Source organism: Bradyrhizobium guangdongense (assembly GCF_006483445.1).
In the GTDB taxonomy this organism is placed as follows: Bacteria; Pseudomonadota; Alphaproteobacteria; order Rhizobiales; family Xanthobacteraceae; genus Bradyrhizobium; species Bradyrhizobium guangdongense_A.
Genome location: NZ_PPPT01000264.1, coordinates 1 through 11,909 on the forward strand (window position 1 = coordinate 1; position 11,909 = coordinate 11,909).

Here is an 11,909-nt window from a genome sequence, read left to right on the forward strand (position 1 = left end):
GGCCAAAACTGCTCTATCGATTGCTCGGCTCCGAATCTTATCGCGACAGGATCCCATGGGAGCGCGTGCACTGGTTCATCGGCGACGAGCGTTTTGTCGCGGCAAGCGATCCCCTCAACAACATGACGATCGCCCGCGAGATTTTCCTGAACGTCAGCGCGCCGCCGGCCAACATCCATCCGATCCCGACTGCGACCGAAGGGCTCGACACGAGCGCCGCGGCCTATGCACGGGAGCTGCAATCCTTCTATGGCGCCATGCGCCTCGATCCGGCGCGCCCCCTGTTCGACCTCGTCCTGATGGGCGCCGGCCCCGATGGCCACACGGCTTCCCTCTTCCCCGGCTACCCTGCCCTTGATGAGAACGAACGCTGGGTCGTCGGCGTGCCCAAGGCCAATGTCGCGCCCTTCGTGCCGCGGGTGACACTCACTTTGCCCGTGCTCGCCTCCTGCCGCGAAATGCTGTTCCAGATGGCGGGGCCGGAAAAGCGCGCGATCTTGACGCGCCTTCTCAATGGCGAGAACCTGCCAGCCGTGCGCGCACGTTCGAATGGCGAGACGGTCTGGCTGGTCGACGATGCCGCGCTTCCGGAGGGGTTTGGTGGCGGGCGCTGAAGCACCATGTGCGCTGATCGTGATGGGCGTGTCGGGTTCGGGCAAGAGCACGGTCGCAAAGGCGCTCGGCGAGCGGCTCGGCTGGCGTTTCGAGGACGGCGACGGGTTTCATCCCGCCGCCAATGTCGCGAAGATGAGCGCGGGCCACCCGCTCACCGATGAGGACCGCTGGCCCTGGCTCAACGCCATCGCCGACGAAATCGGCCGGGTCTGCAAGGCCGGCGAGCACGTCATCATCGCCTGCTCGGCGCTGAAGCACAGCTATCGCGACGTGCTGCTGCGCGGCCGCGACGACGTCCGTTTCGTGTTCCTGAAGGGCACGCAGGAGCTGATCGCGGACCGGCTGGCGCAGCGCAAGGGGCATTTCATGCCGCCGGAACTTTTGACCAGCCAGTTCAGGACACTCGAACCGCCTGAGACGAGCGAGCACGTCATCACCGTCTCGATCGACGAATCCGTCGAAGCCATCGTTGACGGCATTTTGCGGCAGTTGAAGTTCGGCGGCACGACGCCTAAAGCCGCGAAAACCTAAGGTCTCGTCATGACACCCATCTCACTCGTGGTCTCCGATGTCGACGGCACCCTGTTGACGAAGGACAAGACGCTGACCGACCGCGCGCGATCAGCGGTGCAACGCCTGCACCGGGCCGGCATCGGTTTCACGATCACCTCGAGCCGCCCCGCGATCGGCATGCGCTTCCTGATCGAGCCGCTCGCGATCACGCTGCCGGTCGGCCCGTTCAACGGCTCATCCATCATCGATCCCGAGATGAACCCGGTCGAGCAGCATTTGATTCCCGAGGCCGCGACCGTTCAAAGCCTCGACATCCTCGAAAAATTCGGCGCCGACATCTGGATCTTCACTAACGACGAATGGCTGATCCGCAATCCTGATGGCCGCTACGTCGGCCACGAGCAGCGCACGATCCGCTCCGATCCGACCGTCGTGCCGGACTTCGCGCCCTACCTCAAGACCGCCTGCAAGATCGTGGGCGCGAGCACTGACGCGGCAGGTCTCGAGGCCTGCGAAAAGACGATGCAGGAGGCGCTCGGCACGTGCGCACATGCCGTGCGCTCGCAGACCTACTATCTCGACGTCACGCCACCCGGCGTCAGCAAGGGCACCTTCGTGCAGGCGATGGCGCGGCGGCTCGGCATCTCCACCGACGCGGTCGCCACCATCGGCGACATGCAGAACGACCTCGCGATGTTCCGCGTCAGCGGTGTCTCCTTCGCCATGGGCAACGCCGCCGACGACGTCAAGCAACAGGCCACCCACGTCACCGCCAGCAACGAGCAGGACGGATTCGCCGCGGCGATGGAGATGATTTTGAAGGCGAACGGCGCCGACTGAAACTGTCGTCCCGGGGCGCGAAGCGAGCCCGGGGACGACAGATCACTTCGACCGCTGCACGGCCGGCTTCTCGCTGCCCTTGCGCGCGGCGGACAGGTTGTGCGCGGTGTTGATCAGCGCAATATGAGTCAGTGCCTGCGGGAAATTGCCGGTCTGGCGCTTCGCGACGGAATCATATTCCTCGGCCAAGAGCCCGACATCGTTGGCGATACCCGAGACGCGGTCGAACAGCGCCTGCGCCTTGTCGAGATCGCCTGCGAGCACATAGGCGTCCGCCAGCCACAGGCTGCAGGCGAGGAACGCGCCCTCGATCGGCTGCGTCTCGTCGGAGACCTCGCGCGGATCGTGCCGCAGCACGAAGCCGTCGTGCATCATCTCCCGTTCCACCGCCGCAATCGTCCCGCGGATGCGCGGATCGGATGGCGGCAGGAAGCCGACGGCGGGCAACAGCAGCACGCTGGCATCGAGCAGCTTTGAGCCATAGGATTCGACAAAGCTGTTCGCCCCAGCGTCAAATCCGTTTTCGCAGACGTCGCGATGGATCGCATCGCGCAGCGCCCGCCAATGCAGCAGCGGGGCCTTGAAGCCAAAGGTTTCGGCGCTCTTGATGCCGCGGTCGAAGGCGACCCAGGTCATCACCTTGGAGAAGACGTAGTGCTTTGCCGCGCCCCGGCGCTCCCAGATGCCGTGATCGGGGTGATCCCAGACCTCGGCCAAATGCTGGAGCACGGCGCATTCCAGCGCCCAGCTCTCCTCGTCGAGCTTCAGTTTTGCCATGCGCGACTGGTGAAAGGCATCGATCAGCTCGCCATAGACGTCGAGCTGCAACTGCGCATGTGCGGCGTTGCCGACGCGCACCGGCTTTGCGCCTTCGTAACCGTCGAGCCAGCCGGCCTCCCATTCGAGCAGACGGCGCTGGCCCCAGATGCCGTACATGATCTGCATGTTCGACGGCGCGCCGGCCGCCGCGCGGAGCAGCCAATTGTGCCAGGCCGAAGCTTCCTCGGTATAGCCGGAGTTCATCAGCGCCAGCAGCGTGAAGGTGGCATCGCGCAGCCAGCAGAAGCGATAATCCCAGTTCCTGCTGCCACCGAGCTTTTCCGGCAGCGACGTCGTCGGCGCGGCGACGATGCCGCCAGTGGGACCAAAGGTCAGCGCCTTCAGCGTGATCAGCGAGCGCATGACGAGGTCGTGATACGGACCGTCATGGGTGGAGCGACTGCACCAGTCTTTCCAGTAAGCTTCGGTCTCCTGCAAGGCGGCGGTTGGGTCGATCGGCCCCGGCGGGTCGATGTGTGAGGGACCATAGGTCAGCACGAACGGCACGGTCTCCCCGGCCTTCACATCGAACTCGGCGATAGTGGTGAGATCCTTGCCGCTGGTCTCAACCGGCGTCCGCAGCACGGTCATGTCCTGCCCGCAGATCGCGAGCAGCGAACCGTCCTCGTACCGTCGCACCCAGGGAATGTCGACGCCAAAGCCGAAGCGGATCACGAGCTCCATCTTAAGCTTGACGCGGCCGCTGAGGCCGCGAACGAGCCGTACGATGTCGGAGGCCTTGCCGCGCGGCGGCATGAAATCGACGAGCACGACGCTACCCTCAGCGGTATCGAACCGCGTCTCCAGGATCAGCGTGTTGTCGGCATAGCGCCGCGATGTGCCGGTGATCTCGCCGTCGGGCTCAATGAGCCAGCGGCCGTTGCGGTTGGTGCCGAGAATGGCGGCAAAGCAGGCGTCGGAATCGAAGGCCGGCCAGCACAGCCAGTCGATCGAGCCGTCGCGGCCGACGAGGGCCGCGGTCTCGCAATCGCCGATCAACGCATAGTCTTCGATCTTCTGTGACAATTCCGCATGACCAAAATTGTCGACGTCAAAGCGTTAAGCGCGCGAGCGTTCCCGCGTCGCCTTCTTCAAAGCTGCAAGATCGATCGTGCCGGCGATCTTGTCGAGCGCGACCGGCAGGCGCTGGCGCCAGTTCGGATGCTCGTCGATCGTGCCGGGGATGTTGGGCTGATCGACGACGCCGAGCAGATCCTCGAGCGACACCGCAAGCAGCCGTGACGGCGTCCGCGACAGGAAGCGCAGCACCGAATAGAGGTCGTTGGCCTCGATGCCGTTGTGCCGAAGAATCTGGTCGAGCATGCCGAGCGCATGCCAGCGCGCCCCCTCGTTCTCGCCGGGATCGAGCCCGAGCGACAGCTTCATCTTGAGGTCGCTGAAGGTGCGCCAGCCGGCATAGGTCGAGAGATCATGCGTGTTCAGTGTCACCAGCGCATTGGGCCGGTAGTGGTCTGTGTTGCGGAAGCGGCCGGCATCGTCGCGCTCGAACATCATGACCAGGTACGACCAGATGCCCCAATCCTGCATGGTCTCCCGAAAACCCTCCGGCACGGTGCCGAGGTCCTCGCCGATCACGATGCAGCGATGCCTTGCGCTCTCGCGCGCGACGGTCGCGAGCAGCGCGTCGAACGGCATCTGCACATAGGCGCCATTATCCGGCTTGAAGCCGCGCGGCACCAGATAGAGCCGCTTGAGACCGAGCACATGGTCGAGCCTGATGGCGCCGGAATGGCGCATCGAGGCGCTCAGCATCTCCGCAAACGGCCCGAAGGATTGCGCCTCGAGGCCACCGGCGTTGAAGCCGGCGAGGCCCCAATCCTGGCCCACGGTGTTGAGCACGTCAGGCGGCGCGCCGACGGCGAGATGGCGTGAGATCGCGCCCTGCTCATTCCAGGCATCAAACCCGTCGGACTGCACGCCGACCGCGACGTCGAGATAGAGCCCGACCTTCATGCCGAGCTGGCCAGCCAGTTCCTTGGCCGCATGCAGTTGCGCTTCCGCGGTCCATTGCACGAACTCGACGAACTCGATCTCTGACTTGTCGGGTCCGGCGCGCAAACTAGCGCATGTCGCCTCGTCCGGCTGCTGCCACTCCGCCGGCCATTCCCACCAGGGACGCCCCGCGAAACGATGGCGCAGCACCTCGAAACAGGCAAAGCGCTCGAGCAGCGGCGCGCGCTCGGCGCGGAAGGCGTCAAACTCCTTGCGGCGCGCCGCGGTTGCCTTGGCCGTGAACGCATCGTAGGCCGCGCGCAGGCCGCGCCATTTCAACGGCGCCACGTCGCGATACCGCACGCGATCACCCTCGCGCAATGCAGTCGCGGTCGCACGCGCATCAGGCAGCAGACCGGCGGAGAATTCCGGGATCGCCTCGACGTCGATATAGAGTGGATTGAGGAACAGGCGGCTGTTCGGCGAATAGGGGCTGCAATCGCTCGGCTTGTCGTCGAACAGCACGTGTAGCGGGTTGAGACCGACGCCGTCGGCCCCCAACTCGTTTGCGAGCCGGACGAGACCGGCAAGATCGGTGAAATCGCCGATGCCCCAATTGCGCGCGGAGCGGACACTGTAGAGCTGCACGGCCAGCAGCCAGCCGCGATCGAAATCGCCGGTGAAGGCACGCTCGGGCGCAACGATCAGCGGCACCTCTTCCGCCACGCCCTTGGCGTCGGTCAGCATCAGCCGGAAATAGCCTGACGCCAAGCCGGGAGGCCAGGCGATGGAGCGCGCACGCGTCTCGCCCTCACTGACTATTTTTGCGCCATCGCGAATCTGCCAGCGCAGCGGAAGCGCTGGGGCTTCGCTTAGCGCCAGAAGCGCGTCCCCGCCGTTGCGAACCACGACAGCGCCGCTGACGAAGCGATAGGCACGCTTGTCCGGCAGCGCGGCCAGGATGGATTGGAGCGCGTCGGGCGCGGTGACCCGCAGCTTTCCCAGGGCGTCGACGAATTCGGCCTGGATTCCCTTGGTTTTGGCTTGAGCTAGAAGGTCCATTCGGCACGCAGCTTGCACGCCACCTCTGAGTTCGGCGGCATCGGGTTTTCATGAGGCGGAGGAATAGGATAGTCCGATCTAACTCACTCACTACCGCCGTCGTTCCAGCGCGGAACTAATGACACACAAGCGGCTTTCTATATAGGTACCAAGGGTCGGTTCCCCCGGAGGGGACACGAGACGCCGCTTTCTTGTCAATGGCATCACCGTGAACAAGACAATTCAAACTGTCGAGAGTGCCGCAACCGGCGGCGCTTTCCTTATTGAAGACGTCTATCCGCTGGTCGATGGCGGCCGCTTCCCCGTCAAGCGGATCGCGGGCGAGCGCGTGGACGTCTGGGCCGACATTTTCCGCGAGGGCGACGACGTGATCTCAGCCAATTTGCTCTGGCGGCACGAGCCCGACCGCGACTGGCAGCGCGCGCCTATGACCCATCACGGCAATGACCGGTGGGTCGCATCCTTCGTCCCGGCCGAGCCGGGGCACTACACCTATGCCATCGAAGCCTGGACCGACGAATTCGCGACCTGGCGCCATCAGCTGGAATTGCGGCGGCAATCCGGCGCCGATGTGACACTCGATGGCATCGAGGGAGCCGGCCTTTTGACCAAGGCCTATGGCGCGGGGCAAGAGGCCGCGGCCGTCATCGTCAAGCAGTGCGAAAACTATCTGGAGTCCGGCGACATCACGCCGCTGCTGGCGAACGAGCTTAAGGCGGCCATGGCCGAGAGCCAGTTGCGGCCGGACCTGACCCGCTCGTCCCTGTTCCCGCTCGTCGCCGATCGCGACAAGGCCGGCTTCAGCGCCTGGTATCAGATGATGCCGCGCAGCCAAGGCAGGTTAGAGGGTCAGCACGGAACGTTGCGCGATTGCATCGCGCGCGTGCCCGACATCGCCGCGATGGGTTTTGACGTGCTCTATTTCACGCCGATCCATCCGATCGGCCGCACCAATCGCAAGGGCCGCAACAATTCGCCTGTCGCGGCAGACGGCGACCCCGGATGTCCCTACGCCATCGGCTCGGTCGAAGGCGGGCACACCACGCTGCATCCCGAGCTCGGCACCATCGAGGATTTTCGCGCACTCGTCGCGACCTGCCTGGAATATGGCCTGGAGCTCGCGCTCGATTTTGCCGCGCAGTGCTCGCCCGACCATCCCTGGCTGCGCGAGCACCCCGAATGGTTCAAATGGCGGCCGGACGGCTCGATGCGCGCGGAAGGTCCGTCGGGACAATATCAGGACATCGTCACGCCCGACTTCAACTGCGTCGATCGTGCCGCGCTCTGGAACGCGTTTCGCGACGTCATGCTGTTCTGGATCGATCACGGCGTGACGATCTTTGCGCTCGACAATCACGACACCGCACCGTTCGCCTTCTGGGAATGGCTGATCGCAGACATCCGCCGCCGACATCCCGACGTGATCCTGTTCTCGAAGACCTTTGCCCGGCCGAAGCTGATGAAGGGGCTGGCAAAGCTCGGCTTCGCGCAGTCCTTCAGCTATTTTCCCTGGTGCACGCAGAAATGGGAGCTGGAGCAGCACTTGCGCGAGCTGACTCGCCATCCCGAGCAGGAATTCTATCGGCCGAACCTGTTCACCAACACGCCCGACCTCCTGCCCTATCATCTGCAGGGCGGCGAGCCCTGGATGTTCAAGTCGCGCGTGGCGCTGGCGGCGACGCTATCGGGGAACTACGGCATCTACACCGGGTTCGAGTTGCTCGCGCACGAGGCCGTGCCGGGCCGAGAGGAATATCTCAACTCGGAGAAATACGAGATCAGGGTTCGCGACTGGGACGGGGACGGCAACATCAAGCCGTATATCGGCGCGCTCAATCGCATCCGCAGCGAGAACGCGGCGCTGCAGCAGACGGCGAACCTGCGCTTCGTAGGCCACGAAGACGGCGAAGTGATTGCGTTTGTGAAGGAGGCTCCCGATCGGGATAGTATGGTTTTGGTTGCTATTGCGTTGTCACGACACGTGCATGAATTCTGGCTTCCGCTCGGCGACATCACGCGCGACGTCGATGGCGAGCGTCGCCATCTCTCGGCCGTTGAAAATCTCGTGACTGGTGAGCAAATTCCAATCGAATGGGGTGGGATCCGCCTGCGGGTCGATCCATATCACGATCCCGCCCTGATCTTCCGCTGCCTGGCTTGAGAGGCGCGCCATGAACGTTCTCTCCTCCGTCGATGCCAAGAAGGCGCAGGCGACCGAAGTCGCCGACGAGCTCTGGTACAAGGACGCGATCATCTACCAGCTCCACGTCAAGGCCTTTGCCGACAGCAACAATGACGGCATCGGCGACTTCGCGGGCCTGACCGAGAAGCTGCCTTATCTGCAGGACCTCGGCGTCACCGCGCTGTGGCTGCTGCCGTTCTATCCCTCGCCCGGCCGCGACGACGGTTACGACATCGCCGACTATGGCTCGGTCAATCCCGATTTCGGGACCATGAAGGATTTCAAGCGCTTCATCCAGGAAGCGCAGCGGCGGGGTTTGAGGGTCATCACCGAGCTCGTGGTCAACCACACCTCGGACCAGCACCACTGGTTCAAGCGCGCGCGCCGCAGCCCGGCGGGCTCGAGCGCCCGCGACTGGTATGTCTGGAGCGATACCGACCAGAAATACCAGGGCACGCGGATTATCTTCACCGATACCGAGAAGTCGAACTGGACCTGGGATCCGGAAGCCGGCGCGTTCTACTGGCACCGCTTCTTTTCGCACCAGCCAGACCTCAACTTCGACAATCCGCGCGTCGTCAGCGCGCTTATCCAGGTGATGAAGCGCTGGCTCGATGCCGGCGTCGACGGCTTCCGCCTGGACGCCATTCCCTATCTCTGCGAGCGTGAGGGCACCTCCAACGAGAATCTCCCCGAGACGCATGCCATCATCAAGCGGCTGCGCCAGGAGCTGGATTCCTACTCCAAGGGCAAGCTCCTGCTGGCCGAGGCCAATCAGTGGCCGGAGGACGTGCAGGAATATTTCGGCCGCGGCGACGAATGCCACATGGCCTATCACTTCCCGCTGATGCCGCGCATCTACATGGCGATCGCGCAGGAGGATCGTTTCCCGATCACTGACATTTTGCGCCAGACGCCGGATATTCCCGCAAGCTGCCAATGGGCGCTGTTCTTGCGTAACCACGACGAGCTGACCTTGGAAATGGTGACCGACGTCGAGCGGGATTATCTGTGGTCGACCTACGCCAATGATCCGCGCGCCCGCATCAACGTCGGTATCCGCCGGCGCCTTGCGCCGCTGATGGACAACGACCGCCGCAAGATCGAGCTGATGAATTCGCTTCTGCTGTCGTTCCCGGGCACGCCGATCGTCTATTACGGCGACGAGATCGGCATGGGCGACAACATCTATCTCGGCGACCGCAACGGCGTGCGCACGCCGATGCAATGGAGCCCGGACCGCAATGGCGGCTTCTCGCGCGCCGATCCTGCACGTCTCTATGCGCCGCCGATCATGGACCCCGTCTACGGCTACGAAGCAGTCAATGTCGAGGCACAGTCGCGCAGCCTGTCCTCGCTGCTCAATGCCACCAAGCGGTTGATCTCGGTGCGCAAGTCGACGCTCGCCTTCGGCCGCGGCACCATGACGTTCATCCGCCCGGCCAACCGCTCCGTGCTCGCCTATGTCAGGCAGTACCGCGACGAGGTCATCCTCTGCGTCGCAAACCTGTCGCGCGCCGCGCAGGCGACCGAACTCGACCTGTCGCCGTGGAAAGACCGGATTCCGCAGGAGATGCTGGGCCGCACGCGCTTCCCCGCAATCGGCGAACTGCCCTACATGATCACGCTCGGGCCTTACAGCTTCTACTGGTTCCAGCTCCGAGAGCGCGACAAATCCGAGCCGGTGACGCCGCGCGCCGTGCCGGAATTCGAGACCCTGGTGGTGCCGGTCAACTCCACCTGGGTGTCGCTGGCGCGCGAACGCAGCGTGTTCGAGCGCGACGTGCTGCCCGGCTTCCTGTCGCGCATGCGCTGGTATCCGGAACGACAGCCCAAGCAGATTCAGCCAAAGCTGACCGCGGCGGTGCCGTTCTGCGACATCGGCGACAACCGTCCCTGGCTCGCCTTCTTCGAGGCGACGCAGCACGGCGCCAGCGCGCGCTATGTCATGCCGATGCAGATCGAGTGGGTACGTTTCGATCGCGAGCGCTTCAACCCGAAGGCGCTCGCCGCCGTGCGCCAAGGCGCGCGTGAGGGCACGCTGCTCGATGTCGCGACCGACCAGATCTTCATCGGCCTGTTCCTGCGCAACCTCAGCCAGTCGCTGATCGTCGAGGAAAACGATCTGCGGCTCGAGTTCAAGCCGACCAGCCGCTTCGCCGAATACGCCGTGAAACAGCCCGAACAGATTCGCGCCATCGAGCAGGCCAACAGCACGGCGCTGGTCGACAATCTCTACGTCACCAAGATCTACCGCCAGCTCGAGCCAGGCACCAATCCCGAGATCGAGATCGGCCACTATCTCACCGAGGTCGCGCACTTTGCCAATGCGCCGGCGCTGCTCGGCACCGCCGAGCTGGTCGAGGGCAATCAGCGCAGCTCCATTGGCGTGGTGCACGCCTATGTCGAGAACCAGGGCGACGGCTGGGCTGTCACATCTGGCTATCTCGACCGCTTCATCGACGAGCAGCGGCTGCTGCCGGTCAGCGAAACGCCGCGCGAAATCCAGGAGCAGGCGCCCTATCTGCATTATCTCGCCCAGACCGGTAAGCGCCTCGCCGAATTGCATCTGGCGCTGGCGGCCGGCGACACCGCCGATTTCGCCCCTGAAGCGATCGACCCCGCCCAGGCAGAACGCTGGACTGGTGAGCTCGAGGCCCGTGCCGACCGGGTCTGCGAAAAGCTGACCGAACGCCGCGATGGCCTGAGGGAGACCGACCGTGCGCTGATCGACCGGTTGCAGGCCCTACGCCTGGACCTCGCCGACCGGCTCACGACGCTATTGCCATCCGGTATCGGCGGGTTGAACATCCGTCATCATGGCGACTTCCGCCTGGGGCAGGTTCTGATCGTGAAGGACGATATCTTCATCATCGATTTCGACGGCGATCCGCGTCGCCCCCTCGCGGAGCGGCGGCGCAAGCTCCCCGCCGCGCGCGACGTCGCGGGCCTGATCCGGTCGATCGACCTGTCGGTGAATGCCGCGCTGAGCCGCGCCCAGAAGGGCGCGCCGGACGAACAGGGCCGGCTTGCGACCGCGCTCGGCGAATGGCGTGAGCGCGCCGCCACGACGTTCTTTGCCGCCTATCGCGACGCGATGACCAACCGCCGGCTGTGGCCGGCCGACCAGGCCTCGCAGGAAGGCCTCGTCAACTTCTTCCTGCTTGATAAAGCGTTCGATGAGGTGGAGTACGAACTGTCCCACCGGTCCGACGGGCTCACCGCGCCGTTGACCGGGCTGCTTCGCATTCTGTCCAATGCCGAGAGCGAAGCTCATGCCTAAATTGTCTGCCGAGGCCTATGCGATCATCGAGGGCCGCCACTCCGACCCCTTCCACTATCTCGGCCTGCATCCCGAGGGCGACAGAAGCGTGGTGCGTGCGTTCCTGCCCGAAGCGTCCAATGTCGAGGCGGTCGGCGAGCACGGCGAAGTGGCCAAGCTCGACCGCATCCACGAGTCGGGCCTGTTTGCGGGCAGCCTGCCCAACGGCGCCAAGCGGTACCGGTTGCGCGCAAGATTCGGCGACAATATCGTTCAGCTCGAGGATCCCTATCGCTTTCCACCGATCCTGACCGATTTCGATCTCTATCTGCTCGGCGAAGGCACGCATCAGCGGCTCTACGACAAGCTCGGCGCGCATCCGATGACGCTCGACGGCGTCGACGGCATCGGCTTCGTGGTGCTGGCACCGAATGCGCGGCGCGTCAGCGTGGTGGGCGATTTCAATTTCTGGGATGCGCGGCGGCATCCGATGCGCGTGCGCGGCGCGGGCTATTGGGAATTGTTCATCCCCCATGCCACATCAGGCGATCACTACAAGTTCGATATCGTCGGTCCGCACGGCCACAATCTGGCGCTGAAGTCCGATCCGTTCGCCTTTGCCACCGAAGTGCGGCCGAAGACTGCGTCGATCGTGTTCGACGA

Annotated in this window: 8 protein-coding genes; 6 read left to right on the top strand and 2 right to left on the bottom strand. The window is 64.3% G+C overall.

What is annotated here, in order from left to right:
- From pgl to C2U70_RS31045, 3 genes are all read left to right on the top strand, one after another.
- The coding region (gene pgl, locus C2U70_RS31035) for a 6-phosphogluconolactonase (RefSeq protein ID WP_140982438.1) at positions 1 to 614 on the top strand (614 nt) is incomplete at its 5' end.
- The gene (locus C2U70_RS31040; protein WP_140982439.1) at positions 601 to 1,146 is read left to right on the top strand and encodes a gluconokinase; all 546 of its coding nucleotides are present in this window, start codon (positions 601 to 603) and stop codon (positions 1,144 to 1,146) included. The genes pgl and C2U70_RS31040, both read left to right, overlap by 14 nt.
- A gap of 9 nt (positions 1,147 to 1,155) precedes the next feature.
- Positions 1,156 to 1,968 carry an HAD family hydrolase gene (locus tag C2U70_RS31045; RefSeq protein ID WP_140982440.1) on the top strand — a complete coding sequence of 271 codons (813 nt, stop codon included), beginning with the start codon at positions 1,156 to 1,158 and terminating at the stop codon, positions 1,966 to 1,968.
- A gap of 42 nt (positions 1,969 to 2,010) precedes the next feature.
- Here C2U70_RS31045 and C2U70_RS31050 read toward each other — a convergent pair whose 3' ends face one another.
- Positions 2,011 to 3,813 (bottom strand): glycoside hydrolase family 15 protein, encoded by a 1,803-nt coding sequence (locus C2U70_RS31050; RefSeq protein ID WP_140982441.1) that lies wholly within the window; start codon positions 3,811 to 3,813, stop codon positions 2,011 to 2,013.
- A gap of 33 nt (positions 3,814 to 3,846) precedes the next feature.
- Entirely contained in the window at positions 3,847 to 5,802 is a 1,956-nt protein-coding gene (gene malQ / locus C2U70_RS31055; RefSeq protein ID WP_140982442.1) for a 4-alpha-glucanotransferase, read from the bottom strand.
- 208 nt (positions 5,803 to 6,010) lie between these two features.
- On the opposite strand from malQ, the gene C2U70_RS31060 reads away from it, so the two are divergent.
- The 3 genes from C2U70_RS31060 to C2U70_RS31070 all read left to right on the top strand — a co-directional run.
- The gene (locus tag C2U70_RS31060; protein WP_140982443.1) at positions 6,011 to 7,963 is read left to right on the top strand and encodes a maltotransferase domain-containing protein; all 1,953 of its coding nucleotides are present in this window, start codon (positions 6,011 to 6,013) and stop codon (positions 7,961 to 7,963) included.
- A gap of 10 nt (positions 7,964 to 7,973) precedes the next feature.
- Positions 7,974 to 11,267 (top strand): maltose alpha-D-glucosyltransferase, encoded by a 3,294-nt coding sequence (gene treS, locus C2U70_RS31065; RefSeq protein WP_140982444.1) that lies wholly within the window; start codon positions 7,974 to 7,976, stop codon positions 11,265 to 11,267.
- The coding region (locus C2U70_RS31070; protein ID WP_433960720.1) for a GlgB N-terminal domain-containing protein at positions 11,260 to 11,909 on the top strand (650 nt) is incomplete at its 3' end. The genes treS and C2U70_RS31070, both read left to right, overlap by 8 nt.

Coding starts and splice junctions, on each gene's coding strand:
- C2U70_RS31045 (WP_140982440.1), top strand. CDS start 1,156: ATGACACCCATCTCACTCGTGGTCTCCGATGTCGACGGCACCCTGTTG.
- malQ (WP_140982442.1), bottom strand. CDS start 5,802: ATGGACCTTCTAGCTCAAGCCAAAACCAAGGGAATCCAGGCCGAATTC.
- treS (WP_140982444.1), top strand. CDS start 7,974: ATGAACGTTCTCTCCTCCGTCGATGCCAAGAAGGCGCAGGCGACCGAA.